19 protein-coding genes are annotated in these 21,386 nt (G+C 35.4%); 10 read left to right on the top strand and 9 right to left on the bottom strand.

What is annotated here, in order from left to right:
• The 6 genes from HRU50_RS09225 (at position 1) to HRU50_RS09200 (ending at position 7,487) form a co-directional block, all read left to right on the top strand.
• Complete coding sequence (locus HRU50_RS09225; protein ID WP_296350478.1) at positions 1–699, top strand: WecB/TagA/CpsF family glycosyltransferase; 699 nt, start codon at positions 1–3, stop codon at positions 697–699.
• A gap of 490 nt (positions 700–1,189) precedes the next feature.
• Positions 1,190–2,290: a non-hydrolyzing UDP-N-acetylglucosamine 2-epimerase gene (gene wecB / locus HRU50_RS09220; RefSeq protein WP_296350477.1), complete on the top strand. Its 1,101-nt coding sequence runs from the start codon at positions 1,190–1,192 to the stop codon at positions 2,288–2,290.
• 61 nt (positions 2,291–2,351) lie between these two features.
• Positions 2,352–3,440 (top strand): MraY family glycosyltransferase, encoded by a 1,089-nt coding sequence (locus tag HRU50_RS09215; RefSeq protein WP_296350475.1) that lies wholly within the window; start codon positions 2,352–2,354, stop codon positions 3,438–3,440.
• 60 nt (positions 3,441–3,500) lie between these two features.
• Entirely contained in the window at positions 3,501–4,262 is a 762-nt protein-coding gene (locus HRU50_RS09210; protein ID WP_296350473.1) for a polysaccharide biosynthesis/export family protein, read from the top strand.
• Between the two features lie 10 nt (positions 4,263–4,272).
• On the top strand, positions 4,273–6,609 hold the full coding sequence (locus HRU50_RS09205) for a polysaccharide biosynthesis tyrosine autokinase (protein ID WP_296350470.1): 2,337 nt from the start codon (positions 4,273–4,275) through the stop codon (positions 6,607–6,609).
• 458 nt (positions 6,610–7,067) lie between these two features.
• On the top strand, positions 7,068–7,487 hold the full coding sequence (locus HRU50_RS09200) for a CBS domain-containing protein (protein ID WP_296350468.1): 420 nt from the start codon (positions 7,068–7,070) through the stop codon (positions 7,485–7,487).
• On the opposite strand, the gene rpe is transcribed toward HRU50_RS09200, so the two are convergent.
• The 3 genes from rpe to HRU50_RS09185 form a co-directional block, all read right to left on the bottom strand.
• Entirely contained in the window at positions 7,488–8,150 is a 663-nt protein-coding gene (gene rpe / locus HRU50_RS09195; RefSeq protein WP_296350465.1) for a ribulose-phosphate 3-epimerase, read from the bottom strand.
• Between the two features lie 159 nt (positions 8,151–8,309).
• Positions 8,310–9,173 carry a sigma-70 family RNA polymerase sigma factor gene (locus HRU50_RS09190; RefSeq protein WP_094967995.1) on the bottom strand — a complete coding sequence of 288 codons (864 nt, stop codon included), beginning with the start codon at positions 9,171–9,173 and terminating at the stop codon, positions 8,310–8,312.
• 163 nt (positions 9,174–9,336) lie between these two features.
• On the bottom strand, positions 9,337–10,443 hold the full coding sequence (locus HRU50_RS09185; protein WP_296350461.1) for an Omp28-related outer membrane protein: 1,107 nt from the start codon (positions 10,441–10,443) through the stop codon (positions 9,337–9,339).
• A 98-nt stretch (positions 10,444–10,541) separates the two neighbouring features.
• Here HRU50_RS09185 and HRU50_RS09180 point away from each other — a divergent pair, with 98 nt between their 5' ends.
• Both HRU50_RS09180 and HRU50_RS09175 read left to right on the top strand, forming a co-directional pair.
• Positions 10,542–11,021, top strand: a complete 480-nt coding sequence (locus HRU50_RS09180) for a TlpA disulfide reductase family protein (RefSeq protein WP_296350459.1) — start codon at positions 10,542–10,544, stop codon at positions 11,019–11,021.
• Positions 11,022–11,065: 44 nt separating this feature from the next.
• On the top strand, positions 11,066–12,748 hold the full coding sequence (locus HRU50_RS09175) for a DUF6029 family protein (protein WP_296350457.1): 1,683 nt from the start codon (positions 11,066–11,068) through the stop codon (positions 12,746–12,748).
• 73 nt (positions 12,749–12,821) lie between these two features.
• Here HRU50_RS09175 and HRU50_RS09170 read toward each other — a convergent pair whose 3' ends face one another.
• Complete coding sequence (locus HRU50_RS09170; RefSeq protein WP_296350454.1) at positions 12,822–13,793, bottom strand: helix-turn-helix domain-containing protein; 972 nt, start codon at positions 13,791–13,793, stop codon at positions 12,822–12,824.
• 106 nt (positions 13,794–13,899) lie between these two features.
• Here HRU50_RS09170 and HRU50_RS09165 point away from each other — a divergent pair, with 106 nt between their 5' ends.
• The gene (locus tag HRU50_RS09165) at positions 13,900–14,559 is read left to right on the top strand and encodes a hypothetical protein (protein WP_296350452.1); all 660 of its coding nucleotides are present in this window, start codon (positions 13,900–13,902) and stop codon (positions 14,557–14,559) included.
• Between the two features lie 49 nt (positions 14,560–14,608).
• Here HRU50_RS09165 and HRU50_RS09160 read toward each other — a convergent pair whose 3' ends face one another.
• Together HRU50_RS09160 and rpsO are read right to left on the bottom strand one after the other, a co-directional pair.
• Entirely contained in the window at positions 14,609–16,834 is a 2,226-nt protein-coding gene (locus tag HRU50_RS09160) for a polyribonucleotide nucleotidyltransferase (RefSeq protein ID WP_296350450.1), read from the bottom strand.
• A 238-nt stretch (positions 16,835–17,072) separates the two neighbouring features.
• Positions 17,073–17,342: a 30S ribosomal protein S15 gene (gene rpsO, locus HRU50_RS09155; RefSeq protein WP_296350448.1), complete on the bottom strand. Its 270-nt coding sequence runs from the start codon at positions 17,340–17,342 to the stop codon at positions 17,073–17,075.
• 181 nt (positions 17,343–17,523) lie between these two features.
• On the opposite strand from rpsO, the gene HRU50_RS09150 reads away from it, so the two are divergent.
• The gene (locus tag HRU50_RS09150) at positions 17,524–18,381 is read left to right on the top strand and encodes a hypothetical protein (RefSeq protein ID WP_296350445.1); all 858 of its coding nucleotides are present in this window, start codon (positions 17,524–17,526) and stop codon (positions 18,379–18,381) included.
• Positions 18,382–18,463: 82 nt separating this feature from the next.
• Here HRU50_RS09150 and HRU50_RS09145 read toward each other — a convergent pair whose 3' ends face one another.
• The 3 genes from HRU50_RS09145 to fbaA all read right to left on the bottom strand — a co-directional run bounded on the left by HRU50_RS09145 (position 18,464) and on the right by fbaA (position 21,281).
• Positions 18,464–18,991, bottom strand: a complete 528-nt coding sequence (locus HRU50_RS09145) for a hypothetical protein (protein WP_296350443.1) — start codon at positions 18,989–18,991, stop codon at positions 18,464–18,466.
• A gap of 141 nt (positions 18,992–19,132) precedes the next feature.
• Positions 19,133–19,993: an acetyl-CoA carboxylase, carboxyltransferase subunit beta gene (gene accD / locus HRU50_RS09140; protein WP_296350441.1), complete on the bottom strand. Its 861-nt coding sequence runs from the start codon at positions 19,991–19,993 to the stop codon at positions 19,133–19,135.
• A 220-nt stretch (positions 19,994–20,213) separates the two neighbouring features.
• The gene (gene fbaA, locus HRU50_RS09135; RefSeq protein WP_296350439.1) at positions 20,214–21,281 is read right to left on the bottom strand and encodes a class II fructose-bisphosphate aldolase; all 1,068 of its coding nucleotides are present in this window, start codon (positions 21,279–21,281) and stop codon (positions 20,214–20,216) included.
• Between the last annotated feature and the right edge of the window lie 105 nt (positions 21,282–21,386).

Below are 21,386 nucleotides of genomic sequence, written 5' to 3'. Positions count from 1 at the left end.
ATGGAATCTAAATCATTAAACGGCGTGATCACTTTTGCGCCAAGTTCTAGAAAAGACCTTATGCAATATGCGTTTGATAATCATAAGATTATGGTGGCAGTTAATGCTGAAAAGATTTTACACGCCACAGAAGAGAGTCGAGCGCTAATAAATAGAAATTTAGGTTATCCAGATGGTATTGGAGCAGTTTGGGCACTTAAAAAGAAGGGCGTTAAAGATGTTGTTAAAATTCCAGGTTGTGAATTGTGGTTAGATGTTGTCGCTAATTATTACAAGACAAAATCTTTTTATTTAATTGGAGGAAAGCAGGAAGTTATAGAAGAAACTGTAGAGCATTTAAAGACAGAGTTTAAAGGGATTAATATTTGTAACTACAGAAATGGTTACGTAAAAACTGAAGCTGAAGAAGATGCTTTAATTCAAGATATAAAAGAGCATCAACCAGATGTCATATTTGTGGCCATGGGTTCCCCAAAACAGGAACTGTTGATGGAAAAGATCCAGAAACATCACCAAGCGGTTTATCAAGGTTTAGGTGGGAGTTTTGATGTGTATACGGGGAATGTGAAGCGTGCACCGGTATGGTGGGTGAAACACAACTTAGAATGGGCATACCGCTTGTTAAAACAACCTTCTCGCATTAAACGTCAAATACATTTAGTTCGATTTTTCACTAACCTAATATTGAATCGTTATTAACCATACTTCCTTGCCTTGTGCTGAGTTTTACAAAATGAGGTAGGAGTCTCTTACCATGTAGTGGTAAATGTCTTTATTTATCTACTTTAGAGGGAAAAGTCATGAAAAATTTGCGCTTCTACTTTAAGAGATGTGCCTTAATTTATAAAATAACTCTGAATAACAAGCTACTATTACGGCGAGGTTTTCATGGAAACTGCGATAATCTCATTATCAAAAGTCGTTTAATAGATTTAACTTACTATAAATTTCAATGTGTTGTAGTCCATAATCGTCAGTTCGAGTAAAATTCTATAAGAATTTTGTATCGAGAACAAGGTTTTAAGTTAATGTTTTGATACAATTTTTCTATTTTACTGCAATTTAAATTTTTCGATAAAACTGTTTAAGTGATTTTAAGATGTGTTACATACACTTTTAATTCTAAGTCACCATGTTTTTAGTATTCCAAAGAAAAAATGCATCTTTGTGCACAAGTAAAATTTAATTCATGTATCATATCACCATTATAGCTGGAGCTCGACCAAACTTCATGAAAATTGCTCCTATTATTCATGAAATAGAACGTGTTAAAGATGAAGGTGCCTTAATAGATTATCGCTTGGTACATACAGGGCAACATTATGATAAGAATATGTCCGGAAGTTTTTTTGAACAATTAGATATTCCTGAACCACATGTGAATTTAGAATGTAGTGGAGGCACACAGGCTGAGCAAACAGCAAATATTATGATTGCTTTTGAAAATGAATTGATGAGCAATCCGGCCAATTTAGTCTTAGTAGTAGGGGATGTGACGTCGACTATGGCTTGTGCCTTAGTCGCTCAAAAACTACATACCAAAGTAGCGCATGTAGAAGCCGGAATTCGTTCAGATGATTGGACGATGCCAGAGGAAATTAATAGGTTGGTAACTGATAGTATTACCAATTATTTTTTTACAACGTCTGAATTAGCCAATGAAAATTTAAAAAATTCTGGGGTTAAAGAAGAACAGATTTTCTTCGTCGGAAATACTATGATTGATACTTTACTAAAACAAAGACAAAACTTTATAAAGCCTCAGATTTGGGATGATTTAAATCTTTCTGACAAAGCATATATAGTGATGACGCTTCATAGACCGGCCAATGTAGATGAAGAAGCGCAACTCAAACAAATGATTGATGAAATCATTGCAAATACTCAAGAATTACCATTAGTGTTCCCTGTGCATCCTAGAACAGCAAAAATTTTAAAAGGTTTGAATATTGCGCATGAAAGACTTCATATGGTTGAACCATTAAGTTATTTAGAATTTAACTATTTGGTGGAAAATGCCAAAGCCGTTATTACAGATTCGGGCGGTATAACTGAAGAAGCCTCTGTGATGCGTGTGCCTTGCATGACACTAAGAGATAATACAGAACGTCCTGAGACTATAACGCTTGGTACTAACGCGTTGGTTGGAACGAATCCAGATCATTTAAAACCTTATCTGGATAAACTTTTTGAAGGTTCATGGAAACAAGGGAATGATATTCCATTATGGGACGGAAACACTGCCCTACGCATTGTAGACGCACTCCTTAAAATTCAAAGTGATAAGTGATAACATTTTGTTATAATTTGTACTTTTGTGACATTCGTTTAAATGGCTCAAAGCCAGAAATATGATTAAAACCTTATTAGAAGACTTCTCACCGAACAACTACCCATTCATTTGGTTAGGCTCTGCTTTTCTATTGGCATTCATCATTGCATTGCGTTCATTTCCTGCGATAATTTATGTAGCACGCCAAAAGCATTTGATGGATGAACCGGATGAACGCAGTGAGCATACGGAAGTAGTGCCAACCCTTGGAGGTATTGGCATATTTCTCAGCCTAATTGTAGTTATGACTATTGTGGGTGCCTTTTTAAATACGAAGGTCTTATTGTTGGTCATGGGTGCCCTAACAGCCTTATTTTTCTTAGGCTTAAAAGATGACTTAACTGTGGTGTCACCATCAAAAAAAATGATGGGTCAAATCTTTGCAGCAGCCTTATTGATTATTTTCACCAATACAAGAATTATTGGGTTCTCTAATATCTTAGATGTCGATATGTTGCCGTATTGGTTGTCTATCATATTTACATTGTTTGTATATATTTTAATTATTAATGCCTTTAATCTCATTGATGGCATTGATGGCTTGGCAGGCTCCTTTGCCCTATGTGCGAGTGCAGTATTTGTCTATATTTTTGTACAAGCTGATGAACTGAGTTTGGCAACCATTGCGATTGCGCTTTGCGGTGCATTAATCGCTTTTTTACGGTTGAATTTTTCAAAAGAGAACAAGTTGTTTATGGGGGATACAGGCTCCATGATTTTGGGTTTTTTATTAGCGTTTTTTACTATAAGTTTTATCAACTTGGCGCAGACAGATCCGAGTTCATCCTATTATAAGGCTTCACCTGCTTTGGCCTTTGCACTGTTGTTTTACCCATTAATGGATACCTTACGTATTTTTACGATTCGTATATTTATTCACAAAACCAGTCCGTTTAAAGCCGATAAAAATCATGTGCATCATCGATTTATACAGCAAGGCTATTCTCATGTTGTTACAACGATTATAATTGTTATCATCAATTTTGTAATCATTTGTATAGCATTTAATCTGTTATCTTTGGAATTAAATTATCAGATATTGGCATTATGGTGCTACGGTTCTGTTCTATATATTGTACCGTTGGTTTTGAAAAAGTGGTTAATCTAGTTGCAAACTTTTGCCCTATCTGTCAATTCAATTATATTTGTTCAAATTCAAAATACCTCAATGAAATTAAAAATCAATGCTTTGAGCCTTTTGGTATTAGTCATGTCGTGTGCCTCAAAAAAGGACATTCATTATTTGCAAAATATTGACGCAGATGTCACTCAGAAGGTTAATTATCAATCGTCGACCATTCAACCTAACGATATTTTAAAAATTACTGTGGAATCTGTAGTCCCTGAGGCGGCTTCCCCTTATAATCGAGGGGTGAATCAAGGTATGGTGCCGCAAAACTTACAATTATTACAATTGGATGGGTATTTGGTATCTTTAAACAATACCATTGATTTTCCTGTGTTAGGCGAGATTTCTGTTGCTAATAAAACCACAATACAATTAGCCCAACACCTAAAGGATCGCTTAGAGGCAGAAGGGCATTTAACGGAAGCTAATATCAATGTCCGTCTCATTAATGCGAAGTTTACCATACTTGGCGAGGTGAACCAACCGGGGACCTATAATTTTACTGAGCAAAATATTACCCTGTTACAAGCCTTGGGTTATGCAGGTGATCTCACCATTAACGGCACACGCGAGGATATCTTATTATCTAGAGAGGTGGATGGTGTCCGTAAAGTGACGCATATCGATTTAACAAATGCTGATTTTATGAATTCTGAATACTACTTTATTAAACCTAATGATATGATTGTGGTGAATCAGAACGAACCAAGAGTCAAACAAGCGGGCTTTATCAGTAATGTAAGTACCGTACTTACTATCGCCTCGCTGGCCTTAAGTGTTACCATTTTATTGACAAGATAACATAGACTATATGGAACAACCCTTCAATATCAATTCCAATCCTTTTGAGAATGAATCGACTTTAGATATTAAAAGTGAAATTCAAAGGTATGTACGCTATTGGCCTTGGTTTGTATTAGCGCTCGTACTATTCTTAGGGTCTGCATATGTATATCTAAGGTATGCCCCTCGTATATATCAAACCAATGCAAAAATAAAAATTTTAGATGAGTCAGATGGGCTAGAATTACCGACGTCAGCCTTTATTTTTAAACGGTCTAATATCAATTTAGAAAATGAAATTGAGATTTTGACATCTTATTTGATTTTAGATCGTGTTGTAGAGCAACTTCAATTAAATACCACCTTTTTTGAAGTGGGAACCATACAGACCTCTCAAATTAACCAATTGCCATTTGCGTATCAGCAATTGATCCATCCTGATAGTATTTCAAATAAGCAATCTTATGAATTAAACACTACAACTAAAAGTTTAACTGTCACTAATCTAATGACTGAAGAGGTTTTTGAATTTCCAGATTTCTCAACATTTAACAGTGAACATGACTTACCTTTTAATGTTGATTTCAATCAAATGGAAACAGATAAACGTATAGAAGATACACATATTATTTCCTATACAGACCTTAAATCAAAAGTCCTCCAATTAAAGTCAATAATTAAGGTAGAACCCATTGGAGAACAAAGCGACTTACTGAGTTTATCCTTGAAAGGTGAAAGTAAAGCGTTGAGTGAATCCATTTTAAATAAGTTAATTGAAGTATTTAATGAGGATGGCATAAATGACCGTCAATTGGTATCACAACGGACTATAGATTTTATTGAAGAGCGTTTTACATATTTAGCTAAAGAATTGGATTCCATAGAGATTAGTGGTGAGGACTTTAAAGAGGCAAATAATATAGTAGATGTGTCTACAGATGTGCAAATGGGTCTGGAACAGCGCATGAAATCTGAAGAAGAGTTGTTCCGTCTAGAAAATCAATTGCTCTTGTCAAAATCTTTAGAAAATACAATACAATTAGATGGGGACTCAGATTTATTACCAGCGAATATTGGTCTTGAAAATGGCGATATAAACACCTATATATCGGAATATAATACCGCGGTGATGCAGCGTGATAAGTTAGCACAAAGTGGAGCCGCTAATAATCCTGCTGTTAGATACGCCAACAGTGAAATAGAACGTTTAAGGGTAAATATAAAAAGAAGCCTTAAAGCCTATACCGCGCAATTGCGCTTATCATTAAATCAGCTACAAACTAGAAATCAATTGATTTCTGGAAAGATGGCCCAAATTCCTAACAAAGAACGCTTGTTTAAAGCCATACAACGTCAACAAAAGATAAAAGAAAGTTTGTATCTATTACTCTTGCAAAAGCGCGAAGAAGCAGCAATAAACTTAGCCATTACAGAGCCATCTATTAAGGTGGTGGAAAATGCTTTGTCTGGGACCTTTCCGATTTCTCCAAAGTCAAACATTGTGTATGCAGGTGCCTTCTTAGCTGGGTTGTTATTGCCTTTCGGTATCTTGTATTTGTTTTTTATGCTAGACACCAAGTTGCATAGCAAGGAAGATATAAGTAACGATAATACCATTCCTGTAGTTGCAGAGATTCCTGAGATTAAAGGCAAGGAAAAAGCCAATATGATTTTTAAGAATCCTAATGATCGCACCATTGTGGCAGAGGCGTTTCGTATATTAAGTGCAAATGTGGATTACATCTTACCAAATGAGTCTAATAAAAAGCACAATATTATCTACTGTACCTCAACCATCAAAGGAGAGGGGAAAACGTATATCAGTTTGAATTTATCCTTGGCGTTATCGAGTATCAACAAAAAGGTGTTATTGATCGGAGCAGATCTTAGAAATCCACAGATTCATACCCATATTAATGGAGATAAAGGCCAACCAGGGCTGTCTAATTATTTACATGATACAGATTTTGATTGGAAAGACGCCTTAGTATCTGGTTTTGAAATGCATCCGAATCACCACATCATGCTCTCAGGGACCATTCCGCCAAACCCTGCACAGTTATTGACTAACGGTCGATTTAAAGATCTTGTGGAGGAAGCGCGCGATTTGTACGACTATGTCATCATAGATACAGCACCAACCATTTTAGTGACAGATACTTTATTGATATCTCAGTATGCTGATGCGACGATTTATGCGGTACGTGCCAACCACACTGAGAAGAAGTTGTTGGACTTCTCTAAGGACCTTAGTGAAACAGGTAAATTGAAGAATGTGGCTTATGTGGTGAATAGTGTTGGCGCAAGTAAGTCTTATGGGTATAGTTATAACTATGGTTATGGTTATGGCTATGGCAGTGATTAACTCCATTCCTACTTCCGCGTGTCGCTGAAGCTTTAGCGTAAGTACAGTCGAAGTATTGAAGCTTTCTGCTGTGATTCAGAGCGATAGCGAAGAATCTTAAATTTTTAAAATGACAAAGATTCATCGTTCACTACGTTCACTTCTGAATGACATTCTGGTGGCTGAGACTCTCGAAGTCACACTTCGTAATATCATTGATTTGTCATGCCGTACTTGATACGGCATCTCATATGTAAGTTGCTTTATGGAGGTTGCTACAGTGTTCTCGATACGATTTCACCCTGTGAAATCACTCGAAATGACGATTTCGGTGACTGAGGTGTCACACTTCACAATAACATTAAGAAGCATCGTTCATCAAGCTTACTTTTGAATCACAAATCGGTCACATGACAATTATCATACTTTTTCTCAGGCCTTTCCGCTACTTTTAATAACGAATATTAAATCCTAGCGTCATGAGATATATACCACCAATTTCAGAAATAATGACCCGAAACATCATCGCTTTAAATAGAGATGATGATTTAGAGACGGCCGAGATGCTTTTTAAGCGTAATAAAATAAGACATATTCCTGTGGTTGCAGGAGACGTTATTGTGGGTATGCTAAGCTATTCTGACTTAATGCGGATTAGTTTTGCCGATACGGTTTACGAAGATGAGGATAATGTGGATACGATGGTGTACAACATGTTTACCATTGATCAAGTCATGGTGAAAAATGTGGTCACTGTGCCATCTACTGCTACAATAAAAGAGGTAGCACAAATACTATACGAGAAAGAGTTCCATGCATTACCTGTTGTAGATAATGGTTGTCTTGTTGGTATTGTAACAACAACGGACTTAATCAACTATCTGTTGAAGCAATTATAATTACTGGTTGGCCAATGTTTTTAAGTGTGCAATGGTATCCGTTGGATCATCACTCTTAAAGACATGGCTTCCGGCTACAAAAGTATCTGCACCTGCCGCAACGAGTTTTTCAATATTTTTATCGGTAACACCACCATCAATTTCAATGCGCGTATCTAAGCCTTGAGCATCTATCATTTGACGCAGTTTTTTGATACGTTGGTACGTCACTTCCTCAAATTTTTGACCACCAAAACCAGGGTTAATGGACATTAACAAGATCATATAACACTCAGGTAAAATGTCTTCTAGAACATTAATAGGTGTGGTGATGTTTAATACAATACCCGCTTTACAACCGGCATCCTTTATTTGGCGCAATGTGCGGTGTAAGTGCACTGTAGATTCGTAATGCACGGTGATAATATCTGCACCAACCTTGGCAAATTCTTCAATATAACGCTCAGGTTGTTCTATCATTAAATGCACATCTAATGGTTTTGTGGCGTGTTTTTTAATGGCAGCAATCACTGGCATGCCATAGGAAATGTTTGGCACAAAATGCCCATCCATAATATCAATGTGAAACCAATCGGCATCACTATTATTAACCATTTCTGTATCGCGTTGTAAGTTGCCGAAATCTGCGGCAAGCATTGAAGGTGCAATTAATTTTGTGTTCATGTGATATTGATAGCTTTGTTCTGATGCAAAAGTAAGTAATAAAATAAACCCACGGTAATCAGCCGTGGGTTCTTTCATCAATCAAAAAACGAACAGTTATGTTTTGTAACTGTTGTTACCTTTATTTAGGTTGGTTGTTCAATATACAAAAACAAATGACTAACCTAAATATGTTTTTAATATTTTACTGCGAGAGGTATGTTTTAATCTACGAATGGCTTTTTCTTTAATTTGTCTTACACGCTCACGTGTTAAATCAAAGGTCTCACCAATCTCTTCTAAAGTCATTGGGTGTTGGTTCCCTAAACCAAAATATAAACGAATCACATCAGCTTCACGAGGCGTTAAAGTCTCTAACGCACGCTCAATTTCTGTACGTAACGATTCGTGTAATAAATCCTTATCAGGATTTGGAGATTCACCACTACGTAATACATCGTATAAGTTAGAATCTTCACCTTCCACTAATGGTGCATCCATGGAGACGTGACGACCAGAATTCTTCATAGATTCCTTAACGTCGTTAATGGTCATGTCTAATTCCTTAGCAATTTCTTCTGCTGAAGGCGGACGCTCATGACTTTGCTCTAAAAATGCAAAAGTCTTGTTGATTTTATTTATCGATCCAATCTTATTTAATGGCAAACGTACAATACGCGATTGTTCAGCCAATGCTTGTAAGATAGATTGTCTAATCCACCATACTGCATATGAGATAAATTTAAATCCACGAGTCTCGTCAAAACGTTGTGCAGCTTTAATCAAACCTAAGTTACCTTCATTAATTAAATCTGGTAAGGTTAATCCTTGGTTTTGATATTGCTTGGCAACCGATACAACGAAACGTAAGTTAGCTTTAGTCAATTTTTCTAAGGCGATTTGATCTCCTGCCTTAATGCGCTGTGCTAACTCAACTTCTTCATCTGCAGTAATTAAATCTACCTTACCAATTTCTTGTAAGTATTTGTCTAATGATGCAGTTTCTCTGTTGGTTACCTGCTTGGTGATTTTAAGTTGTCTCATGTAATTATTTTAAGATTTGTGCATTAAAATAGCAAAGTGCTCTTTTATAATACGTATGGAATAAGCAAAATGTTACAGAAAAGTTTAAAAAAAGTAAAATTAACTTTATGCAACTAAAAAAGTCTTGCGTATTGCAAGACTTTTTTAATTTATGATTAGCTTTTTATTGCTCTTCAAAAGTTTGTGTGTCACCAAAATATGCCACTCTTGAGTTCAGCACTTGAGGTGTACCAATAAAGTCATCATTTGAGATAAATGCGATCACACTCATTTTTGATGCATCCGCAACATTTGATGGTATAGTAGCAGTAAATGTTCTACTGTAAACATTGTTAGATACTTCACTTGATGATACGGCATCACCTGAAACGTTAGTTAAGCTTTCTCTTAATACATGATCGTGCTCAAAGTTTACGATAGTACTCACACCACCATAGTAACTCGTATAGTTTTCTTGGTCAGCGAATAAATCATCTTCTAAGATAAATACGGTAAGTTTTGTATTGTTGAAAGTAAATACCTCATTGAACTTTGCAAAAACTTCAATACTCATTTGGTTACCACTTAATGTAGGTGTTATTGCAAGACCCGCTTCAGCGTTAGCACATCTCGTAATACTTAGTACTTGCTCAATATTACTTGGCTCTGGGAAAGCCCAGTCAGCACCTCTATTGATTTTTGCAGTAGGATAACCTCCAATACCAAAAGAAGCCTCAAGTTGTGCTACTTCAGGACATCCAAAATCTTGATCGTTATGGATCGCAACCGTAAATGCTTGATCGGTTTCTGCTTCTACCAATTCAATAGCATAATTAACACGTGGGCAATAACCACACCATGTACCTGTATATTTTTCAATTAATGCATTCTTTGTAAATCTTGTAACATCATCAAGAACATTAGATGATATTGCGTTACTAGTAGCACTCTGGTAAGTCGCTGTTATAGAAAGGTCCCCTCCTGTTGTAGGGATGTAAGAATTACCACTAAGAACTTCACCGTTAACTGAAATAGTAGATTGCGCTGTTACATCTTGGTTAGTATTTGTTTTTACTGCAAAGGTCATGGTATCTCCAGGATACACACCACACTCACTTGTGCTCGTAATTGAAACTGTAATTGTAGTGTCGTTGTTTCCGTTGCCATTACCATTACCGTTCCCATTGCCGTTACCGTTACCGTCTCCACCACCATCGCTATCGCTGCTACAACTAAATATAGCTAAGGAAGTCATTAATAATAGTAGTCTGAATAAGTTAGATACTTTCATAAAAAAGGTTTTTGTTATAAAAAAAACGAATTTATGGTATTTTTTCATTAATTGGTATTATTATTGTTAAATTTTTTAAGAAAAATAAATAATTACCTATGAAAAGTATTTACATCCTAGTCTTAGCAATATTCACAACATTTAGCTATGGACAAGAAATTCCTAACCTTACCATTAAAGATATTGATGGTGAAACCACAACGACAGAAAAGTTATTAGAAGGTGATAATGTAAAAATCATTAGTTTTTGGGCGACATGGTGTGTGCCTTGCATCAATGAATTAGATGCCATTGAAGAAGTTTATGAAGATTGGCAAGATGAGACAGGTGTAGAGGTAATTGCTGTAGCAACAGACGATGCAAGAACCAAGAAAAGAGTACAGCCTTTAGTGAACGGAAAGGATTGGTCTTATAAGATTTTGATGGATGAAAATCAAGATTTTAAACGTGCACTTAATATTAATGTTTTACCGTATGTTGTAGTTATTAAAGATGGTGAAATTATTCACACAAGAACAGGCTACACTCCTGGCAGTGAAGAAGAATTGTATGAGATTGTCAAAGAGCATTCTAAATAATGTACTTCTTAATAAATAACTAATAATACTTACCAACCTTTTTTATGAAAAAAATAATTTCAGTAGTATGTCTTGTGTTTACAATTCATACTATGTCTGCACAGCTTGTTGAAAATTTAAGAATAGGATTAGAGAGTAATGCTGCTTGGTACAACGATGATAAAACAACAGGTGCCTTTTTTGATGATGAAAATAATGACGGTGATGAGCACCTAAGAACAAATTCTTATTTGAAGATTGATTATGATTTTTTAGAGAATTTTACAGCGACGGTACAAATAGAATCCTATCAACCTTTGGCTATTCTAAACTATTCACCACGATTTAAAGGAACAGACCTTGGTATCTATTCTTTAAATTATAATGGAAATAAACTTGAAGCTAATGTTGGTCACTACTATGAGCAATTTGGTAGTGGTTTGATACTGAGAAACTGGGAAGACCGTCAACTCGGTATCAATAATGCATTACTTGGTGGCCGTCTGAAGTATAAGCCTTTTGATTTCTTAAACATTACCGGTTTATATGGAAAGCAGCGTGTTGGCTTTTCAACATCAGCTGGTGAGATTTATGGATTTAATACTGAGTTTGACGTTTCTAATGCTTTGAAGTTTGAAAATACATCCATAAATCTAGGATTTAGTTATGTTGGGCGTAATGAAGAAACGGATATTGAAGATCCAAGTTTTGACGAGTTGACAAATGCATTTTCTGGCCGTATTGATGTTTCAGCCGGTAACTTCTATGCAGGGGCAGAATATGTGTCAAAATCAGACGATGTTTATGTGTTTAATGGCCAGATTTTAGAAAATTTTGTCAATCCAGGTAATGCGCTTTTAGTCAATGCTGGTTATTCTGCAAAGGGATTTGGTGTAGATGCTACCTTCAGAAGACTAGAGAATATGGGGTTCTTTTCAGAAAGAGCAACCACTGGTAATGTGTTTTTAGAAAACAATGTCAACTTTACGCCAGGTCTTACAAAGCAGCACGATTATTTATTAACTAATATCTTTGTATATCAAGCGCAGTCGCAGGTAGTTTTTGCTGATCCACAACTTATGGAGGCCGGTGAAATAGGTGGACAAGTAGATGTGTTTTACAAAATCAAAAAAGGCACTCCGCTAGGTGGTAAATACGGCACCAAATTAGCATTTAATGCGTCATATTGGGCCGGTCTCAAAGGGGATTATGATTTTGCCAACTTAGAGTACGATGTTGATTATTTGGGTTTTGGTGCTAAGTACTTCTCTGATATTAGTTTTGAAATGCGTAAAAAATGGTCGAAAAATTGGAATTCCATTATCTATTACGTGAATCAGTATTATAACCAAAGAACCATTGAAGATAATTTCTCAGGTGAACAGATAGAAACCAATATTGTCGCATTAGAAAGTCAGCATAAACTAGGTAGTAAAGGGAAATCTTTACGTTTGGTATTACAACGACTATGGTCTAACACTGATAGTCACGATTGGGTTGGTGGTGTAGTAGAGTATAATTTCAACACCAAGTTTTCTATTTATGCTAACGATATCTATAATAGTGGTACAGATAGTAGTACAGAAAAAATTCATTATTATAATTTCGGTGGTAGTTACACCAAAGGTGCTACGAGATTCTCTATAAATTATGGAAGACAACGTGCCGGATTGGTTTGTGTTGGTGGTGTATGTAGATTCGTACCTGAGGCTACAGGTTTATCAGCAAGTTTGTTGATGAGTTTCTAGTACAGAAATATAATGAAGACAATAAAATATTGCAATACTATTTAGGTTACTGATGATTTATTGGTAACCTAAATCATTCGAAATTTAATACTTGAGATGCTTTAATGAGTTGCTGAAGAGCTTCAATTTTAGAATGTAATTTGTTAAAAAAACTTCGCTTTTCTTTTTCACCTGCTGTATTTAGCAGTTTAGAACTTTGCAATTGTTTTGTTAAGAATACTTCTGCTTCTTGACATGTTTTTTTATCTGATGTTTGGTAGTATGATAAGATGGTGAATGGTACAAATAAGGACTGTTTTTGAGGTGTGGTGACGAGTACATTATTATTCATTAACAGTAGTTCGTTATAGTAGAATAAATATTTCTCGTTTTTTGGAACAACTTGAATTGAAATTGATGTGACTAAAGTCTGTAATTCATCGCATAGTTGTAATGCAGTTGTCGTATCCAGATGACCTGCTTCGTAATAAAAGTCAATCTGTTTTAGTGTACTATTAATGGTGGTGATATCCCAAATTTCTGACGTATTAAGATTTTTGTAAAGCCCACCTAATGCTTTTGCTGATTCTATAGTCTCAACTTTTAAAGAAAAGCTTTCAAAACCTTTATCGCTCATTGTTGGGTCTAAAAGTTTTAACCAAACAAACATTTTAAATCGACTTAAAGTATTGTTTTCTAAAGTGTAGAACAATGGTAAGTCTTTTGCAGAATATAGAATGTGGCTATCCTTTTGGTTTAATAGTGGTTTTAAAGATTCGAAAGAGGTGTCAAAATACTCTTTCAACTCACTTTCGCTATCTATAGTTTTGGTTTTTTCTACAGCTATAATGTTTTCTTGAGTGTTTTCAAACAAGCGATCTAGAGATAGATCATAATACTTCGCAAGTCGCACACTTTCTTCCAAAGATAGTTTGCTTTTACCCGAGGTACGTCGATGTGCAGCGTCATAACTTATGTCTAATGCAGTTACGATGGCATCATTAAGTGATGTATTAGGTGAGAGGTTTGTTTTTAATAGTTCTAATAATCGCTGTTCATACATCATTTGAAAAATTGTGAAAAACACAAAAAATAAAATTCAAATTTGCGTTTTAGTTCGATTTAATTGTGAATATAGCAATAATTTTGAAATGAATTTAAATCACACTGATATGAAACATGGAATCACACTTATCGTATTATTATTAAGTTTTTCCCTTTTTGGGCAGAATGACACCTTAGTAAAACAAAATGATTACAGACCGTATGATATGTTTGGTAATTATTGGAAAACTGTAACCTTTAAAATTGGTGGTGGTGTTTTAGTACCGCAGGGAGAATTAAGTAGCCATTTTGGAATATCTCCTTTGGTGGAATTGAGTCTAGATTTTCCAGTAACTGATTCTAAATCTTTAGAATTAGCGATGCAATTGGTTATCCCAGAACAAAAACAATCTTTTGAATATCAACGCATTTCTGATATTGTGGAAACCAAAGCAACTTTTTTATTCAACCCGATATTGAGGTTTAAGAAAAATATGAGTGCATCACAAACAAAAACCTTAGTTTTAGGTTTAGGTCTTGGTGCTTCAGTAATTACTACAGATGTTAGAAACACTGATTTTTTTGACAACTCAGAAGACAGAAATAAATACGAGGTCATCACTGCGTTTTTAGTGTCTCCGAGTCTAGATTACTCTAAAACATTTAAAAACAACAATGAATTTACCTTTAGTGTAGGTCTCAATTATTCACCATATAAGATTGAAGGTGCTTTACAAGAAGATATTGGTAGTATCGCAATTACGCCAAGATTACTTTACAGCTTTTAATAAAAAAACCTCACCATTTGGTGAGGTTTTTTTATGATTTCAAAAAGAATTAATCTTCTTTTCTATCTTGTCTAGGTTTACGATTATCGCGATTACGATTGTCTCTTCCACCTTTATTGTCTCTGTTGTTGTCACGTTTTGGACGCGGCTGCCAACCTTCAGGTTTTGGTAAAATAGCTTTGCGAGATACTTTTTCTTTTCTAGTTCTAGAATCAATTCCAAAGTATTTTACATCAAAAATGTCACCCATGTTTACAACATCAGACACATTTTCTGTACGTTCCCAAGCTAATTCACTTACGTGAAGTAAAACCTCATTTCCAGGTGCTTCAGTATATTCTACAACAGCCCCAAAATCTAACATTTTGATCACTTTTACTTCGTAAACGCTACCAACTTCAGGTTTAAACATCATAGCATCTATCTTAGCTTCAACAGCTGCAATACCTTCTGCACCAACACCTAAAATTTCAACAATACCTTCTTCAGTTACTGGGTCTTCTTCAATAACAATAGTAGTATTTGTTTCTTTCTGAAGTTCTTGAATCACTTTTCCACCAGGGCCAATTAATGCACCAATTAAATCGTTTGGTATGCGTCTAGTAATCATCTTAGGTGCGTGGTCTTTAACATCTGCATTAGGTGAAGCTATCGTATCAGTTAACTTCTCTAAGATATGTAAACGACCATCTCTAGCTTGCATTAAAGCTTTCACTAAAATCTCGTAAGACAAGCCTTTAATTTTAATGTCCATTTGCGTTGCCGTAATACCATCTGCAGTACCAGTAACTTTAAAGTCCATATCTCCTAAGTGGTCTTCATCACCTAAAATATCTGATAATACAGCGTATTTATCACCATCAGAAATTAATCCCATAGCAATACCAGAAACAGGCTTTTTTAATTGTACTCCAGCGTCCATCATAGCCATAGTACCAGAACACACTGTTGCCATAGAAGAAGAACCGTTAGATTCTAATACTTCGGATACAACTCTTACTGTGTAAGGACAATCATCCGGAACCATGCCTTTTAAAGCACGTTGTGCTAAGTTTCCGTGACCAACTTCACGTCGAGATGTGCCTCTAATTGGTCTTGCTTCACCAGTTGAGAATGGTGGGAAATTATAGTGTAAATAGAAACGTTCCTCTCCTTCGTAAGAAGGCATATCGATCATATTAGCATCTCTAGAAGTACCTAAAGTAACAGTTGCTAATGCTTGAGTTTCACCACGTGTAAATATCGCAGAACCGTGAGTTGATGGTAAGTAATCTACTTCACACCAGATTGGTCTAATGTCTGTAGTCTGACGACCATCTAAACGTAAACCTTCATTTAGGGTTAAGTTTCTAATTGCTTCTTTTTGAGCTTTTGCAACATACTTGTGAATTAGTTTCCCAAACTCATCTTGCTCTTCTTCAGAGAACGCATTGAAAACTTCTTCTTTAATTTCGCTAAAGGCAGCACCTCTTTCATGTTTTGCAGAACCTGCTTTTGCGATAGCATATGTTTTATCATATACCATATCGTGAATCTTTTTCGCTAAATCTTCATCTTCAACTTCTGGGTCATACTCACGAGTTTCTTTTTTGCCGAATGCTTCAGCTAATCTCAACTGTGCATCACACTGCACTTTAATAGCTTCGTGTGCAGCTTTAATCGCTTCAACCATCTCTTCTTCAGAAATCTCATCCATTTCACCTTCTACCATCATTACTGAGTCTGCAGAAGCACCAATCATCATGTCGATATCAGATTCTGCCAATTGGGCGAAAGATGGATTAATGATAAATTCACCATTAACACGAGCAACTCTTACTTCTGAAATTGCTGTTTCAAATGGAATATCTGATAACTGAATTGCAGCAGAAGCCGCTAAACCAGCCATAGCGTCTGGCATAACTTCTGGATCGTGAGACATTAACTGAATCATTACCTGAGTTTCTGCGTGATAATCTTTTGGGAATAATGGACGTAAACATCTGTCTACTAAACGCATTGTTAATACTTCACCATCACTAGGTCTTGCTTCTCTTTTAAAGAATCCACCAGGATAACGACCAGCAGCAGCAAATTTTTCTCTATAATCTACTGTTAATGGTAAAAAGTCAACATCTGCTTGGTGGTAATTAGATACTACTGTACATAATAACATACATTTACCTGATTGCACCACAACGCTACCATGCGCTTGTTTTGCTAATTTTCCGGTTTCGATAGAAATTTCTCTACCATCACCAAGGTCAATGACCTCTTTGTAAGTTTTTGGAATCATAAAATTTTTAATTCTTGTTTTTGTGGTCACTGAAGTTCATGAAGTGAATCCATAAAAACATCTTGTTAAACAATGGTCGTTGTGTTGTTGTGTGTAGTTGTTGTTGAGTGACCAGTGAAAAACCAATAGCTCTGATCTTGTTTCAGAACCTTTTCTGCTTAATTTTAATGTTCGAATTTTAGACGCTTTCGATTGCGTTGTATAAAAACAAAAAGAGGCTCGAAAGCCTCTTTTAATATTATTTTCTTAAACCTAATTCTTTAACAATAGCACGATATCTCATGATATCTTTCTTTGTTAAGTAATCGAGTAATGCACGACGCTTACCTACTAATTTTACCAACGAACGCTCAGTGTTAAAATCTTTACGATTTTGTTTTAAGTGTTCAGTTAGGTGGTTAATTCTGTAAGTGAATAATGCAATTTGTCCTTCTGCAGATCCAGTATCGTTTGCTCCTTTACCGTGTTTTGCGAAGATTTCTTCTTTTGTTTCTTTAGATAAATACATTCTAATATTATTGTAAATGATTGTTATGTATGTTTGAAAGTCTTTCTTTCAGGCGGCAAATATAGTAATTTTTAACGATTTACAATCTATTCAGAAGATTCTTTTCATTTTTCGATAAACGGTTTTAAACCTTTTGAAAAGGTGAAAGTCTTAGTAGCATAGTAACGCAAATAATAAAATCATGAACTTATTAAATTTCACTTTAAAGAAAGACCTATTAAGAGGATTATTTTTCCTTTTATTATTAGGGTTTATTAGTACATCATGTTCTGATGATGCCGCAAATGATGCTGATGACATACAACAAGATCTCACAGAAGTTGAGCGCGCCTCCCAAATAGATCAAATAGATGACACACTGGGTGACTTGGTCATCGAGGCCTACGAACAACAAGAAATTAGCGAATCGGGTAGGTCTAGTTATACAAGTGGTATACCTGGGTGTGTAACAATTACCATAGTAGCTCAGCAAAATTATAGAGAAGTGACCCTAGATTTTGGTACTGAAGGATGTATTGTTAATGGACATGTGTTAACTGGTCAAATCGTTTTTGATTATACCAGAGATCCTGAAGCACAGCAAATTATGATCAATTATAATTTGGTGGCATTTACTTTTGATGCAAAACAAGTTTTAGGTAGCAGAACGATCTTGAGAGAATTATCTAATGCTAATGGTAATCCACAATTTACACATACTTTAGATCTTACAGTAGTTTGGCCAAATGGAGTACAAGCCTCTAGAGAAGGCACACGTATAAGAGAATGGACTCAAGGTTTTGGAACAGGTGTTTACACAGATAACGTATTTGAGATTACTGGCGATTGGACAGCTCATTTTGTAAATGGTAACACACATACGTATGAGGTAATAACGGCCTTAAGACGCGAAGCAACTTGTAGTAATATTGTGAGTGGTTCTGTGGATGTACAACGTACTAATTTCGGTGGAATCTTCGATTTCGGTGATGGAAGTTGCGATAATCAAGCGACATTTACTTTTAATAACGGCACCGAAATTCCGATAACACTTAACTAGTTTTTACTAGTCTATTTTTAGATTGATTGATTAAAAAAAGCGAGCCATTTGGCTCGCTTTTTAATTTTATTAATTATTTAAGTTATCCTGCATCTACCGTGGCAGTAATGTCCAACACAATAATAACATCAAAGTCTACTGGTGCGTCACTAACTGTTCCGTTGAGCGTTACGGTAACTGTGTTTGTATTTTGAAGCGTATTGGCAATTGTGTTTAATAAGGTTGAATCTGCAATTACAAATTGTTGATCACTTGCGTCTGCTGCTTGTAAATCAATGTTAGAAACTGGAACAGTAATTCCTGCAGCACTCACCGAAGCTTCTGTAATCAATGCACCCTCTACACCTACATAATTTGATATCTCATAAGTTAATGTGTTTAATTGAATATCTTCTATGGCATCAAGATTATCTTGAATGACTTCATCAGCAGTAAGGTCTATTGTTGTTTGATCAGAGAACGTTAAATCTTCACCAGCAGGTACAGATACACTCACTGTGGTTTCGTAATCTGTAGTGACATCAAATTCTGTTAACTCATCCAATTCATCACAAGAAAAAGAAATGCTAAATATTAATAATAGAATGCTTGTTTTTTTAATAAATTTCATAGTGCAATTTGTTATGGTTTGTTTTTAGTACAGTTAGTTTGTAAAAGGTTAACAAGTAACATCAAAAAAACGACAAATAAAAATGGGGTCCATAAAAAAAAGAGGTTAAACACCTCTTTTTCTTATTGTTATAATTTGTGTCTAAGCTCTTATGGCTTGATTTTTAATTAAATCGATGTATAAATTGATTTTGTCCTTTAAATCCTTTCTATGACTTATGAAATCTAGGAAACCGTGCTCAAGTAAAAATTCTGATGTCTGGAAACCTTCAGGTAATTCTTTACCTGTGGTATCTCTAACAACACGCGGACCTGCAAACCCAATCAATGCCCCTGGCTCAGCGATATTAATATCGCCTAACATGGCAAAAGAAGCTGTGGTTCCTCCTGTAGTTGGATCTGTACATAATGATATATAAGGGATGCCAGCATCAGCTAATTGAGCCAATTTCGCAGAAGTTTTAGCCAACTGCATTAATGATAATGCGGCCTCCATCATACGTGCACCGCCAGATTTACTAATAATCATAAATGGAATGTTGTGCTTGAGAGCATAATCGGCAGCACGTGCTATTTTTTCGCCAACAACACTTCCCATAGAACCACCAATAAAACCAAAGTCCATGCAGGCTATAACCAAATCTTCCCCTTTAGATTTACCTACTGCTGTTTTTACCGCATCTTTAAGTTTTGTTTTTTCTTGAGCCGCTTTTAGTCGGTCAGGATATTTTTTAGTGTCTACAAATTTTAGTGGATCCTTTGAGGTCAAACCTGCATCTAATTCCTTGAATTTATTGTCATCAAATAAGATCTCAAAATACTCTTTGCTTCCAATTCTTACGTGATAACCATCCTCTGGACTTACATAAAAATTTTGTTCAAGTTCTTTGGTGTCAATTATTTTACCAGTTGGTGACTTATACCAAAGCCCTTTGGGAGTGTCTTTTTTTTCTTCAGTAGAGGTTTGAATTCCTTTATCTTTTCTTTTAAACCAAGCCGTCATATCAATTGCTTTTTGTGGTTTGTAATCGTAATACTTTAGATATTAGATTACAAGGTGTTTAGTTAGTTAGTGTTTGTAAAACTAAGGTAGGCAAAATTACTTATTTCTAATGAAACGCAAAAGCCTAGCTTTTTTCAGTGCGTAAATATATTAAAAAAGAAAACCCATCAAACCTAGTTTTATAGCTTTAATGGGTTTTGAATTGTCATATAAAAAAGACCTACAACGTATCTACATTATTTAAGTCTTCAAAAGCTTTTTTAAGTCTTTCTACAAAAGCTTGCTCGCCTTTTCTTAACCATACACGTGGGTCATAATATTTTTTGTTTGGTACATCGTCCCCTTCTGGGTTTCCGATTTGAGTTTGAAGATAGTCAGACTTTTCTTCTACATAGTCTCTCACGCCACTTAAGAATGCCCATTGCATGTCTGTATCTATATTCATTTTGATGACACCATAACCAATAGACTCTCTAATTTCTTCAACTGTAGAACCAGAACCACCATGGAATACAAAGTCGATGTGGTTTTCACCTACGTTATACTTTTCTGTAATGTAGGACTGAGAATTCTTTAAGATTTTTGGTGTTAATTTTACGTTTCCTGGTCGGTAAACCCCATGTACGTTACCAAAGGCAGCAGCAATTGTAAATTGATCACTTACTTTACTTAATTCTTCATAAGCGTAAGCCACTTCTTCTGGTTGTGTATATAATTTTGATGCATCCACATCACTGTTGTCAACACCATCTTCTTCACCACCAGTAATCCCTAATTCAATCTCTAAAGTCATACCCATTTTACTCATACGCTCAAGGTATTGCTTACAGATTTCGATGTTTTCTTCTAATGGTTCTTCAGATAAATCAATCATATGTGAACTGAACAAAGATTTACCAGTTTCAGCGAAATGCTTTTCACTAGCATCTAATAAACCGTCGATCCAAGGTAAAAGTTTCTTTGCGCAGTGATCTGTATGTAAAATTACAGGTACGCCATAAGCCTCAGCCATTTGATGTACGTGTTTTGCTCCTGCAATAGATCCGGCAATTGCACCCTTTTGGTCATCATTTCCTAAACCTTTACCAGCGTTAAATTGTGCACCACCATTTGAAAATTGAATGATAACGGGTGCGTTTAATGCTTTTGCAGTTTCTAAAACGCCATTAATGGTATTAGATCCTATGACATTAACTGCAGGCAATGCAAAGCCTTTTTCTTTTGCAAGTTTGAAAATTTCTTGAACTTCTTTACCTGTTGCAACGCCAGGTTTAATATTGTGACTCATAACAATGTGATTGAAATAATTTTAGATCTCAAAAATACATAATTTTAAATACTAAAAACTGACTTTAATCAGATAAATACGCTATAAAATACCGAAAACGATATA

Source organism: Winogradskyella sp. (assembly GCF_013213835.1).
In the GTDB taxonomy this organism is placed as follows: Bacteria; Bacteroidota; Bacteroidia; order Flavobacteriales; family Flavobacteriaceae; genus Winogradskyella.
This window is presented reverse-complemented; position numbering and strand designations above follow the sequence as displayed.

Bases quoted from the DNA above. Each gene is read 5' to 3' on its own strand.
- HRU50_RS09180 (WP_296350459.1), top strand. From the start codon at position 10,542: ATGAAAAGTATTTACATCCTAGTCTTAGCAATATTCACAACATTTAGC.
- rpsO (WP_296350448.1), bottom strand. From the start codon at position 17,342: ATGTATTTATCTAAAGAAACAAAAGAAGAAATCTTCGCAAAACACGGT.
- HRU50_RS09175 (WP_296350457.1), top strand. From the start codon at position 11,066: ATGAAAAAAATAATTTCAGTAGTATGTCTTGTGTTTACAATTCATACT.
- HRU50_RS09185 (WP_296350461.1), bottom strand. From the start codon at position 10,443: ATGAAAGTATCTAACTTATTCAGACTACTATTATTAATGACTTCCTTA.
- HRU50_RS09150 (WP_296350445.1), top strand. From the start codon at position 17,524: ATGAACTTATTAAATTTCACTTTAAAGAAAGACCTATTAAGAGGATTA.
- HRU50_RS09170 (WP_296350454.1), bottom strand. From the start codon at position 13,793: ATGATGTATGAACAGCGATTATTAGAACTATTAAAAACAAACCTCTCA.
- rpe (WP_296350465.1), bottom strand. From the start codon at position 8,150: ATGAACACAAAATTAATTGCACCTTCAATGCTTGCCGCAGATTTCGGC.
- HRU50_RS09200 (WP_296350468.1), top strand. From the start codon at position 7,068: ATGAGATATATACCACCAATTTCAGAAATAATGACCCGAAACATCATC.
- HRU50_RS09165 (WP_296350452.1), top strand. From the start codon at position 13,900: ATGAAACATGGAATCACACTTATCGTATTATTATTAAGTTTTTCCCTT.
- HRU50_RS09160 (WP_296350450.1), bottom strand. From the start codon at position 16,834: ATGATTCCAAAAACTTACAAAGAGGTCATTGACCTTGGTGATGGTAGA.
- HRU50_RS09205 (WP_296350470.1), top strand. From the start codon at position 4,273: ATGGAACAACCCTTCAATATCAATTCCAATCCTTTTGAGAATGAATCG.
- HRU50_RS09190 (WP_094967995.1), bottom strand. From the start codon at position 9,173: ATGAGACAACTTAAAATCACCAAGCAGGTAACCAACAGAGAAACTGCA.
- fbaA (WP_296350439.1), bottom strand. From the start codon at position 21,281: ATGAGTCACAATATTAAACCTGGCGTTGCAACAGGTAAAGAAGTTCAA.
- wecB (WP_296350477.1), top strand. From the start codon at position 1,190: ATGTATCATATCACCATTATAGCTGGAGCTCGACCAAACTTCATGAAA.
- HRU50_RS09225 (WP_296350478.1), top strand. From the start codon at position 1: ATGGAATCTAAATCATTAAACGGCGTGATCACTTTTGCGCCAAGTTCT.
- HRU50_RS09145 (WP_296350443.1), bottom strand. From the start codon at position 18,991: ATGAAATTTATTAAAAAAACAAGCATTCTATTATTAATATTTAGCATT.
- accD (WP_296350441.1), bottom strand. From the start codon at position 19,993: ATGACGGCTTGGTTTAAAAGAAAAGATAAAGGAATTCAAACCTCTACT.
- HRU50_RS09215 (WP_296350475.1), top strand. From the start codon at position 2,352: ATGATTAAAACCTTATTAGAAGACTTCTCACCGAACAACTACCCATTC.
- HRU50_RS09210 (WP_296350473.1), top strand. From the start codon at position 3,501: ATGAAATTAAAAATCAATGCTTTGAGCCTTTTGGTATTAGTCATGTCG.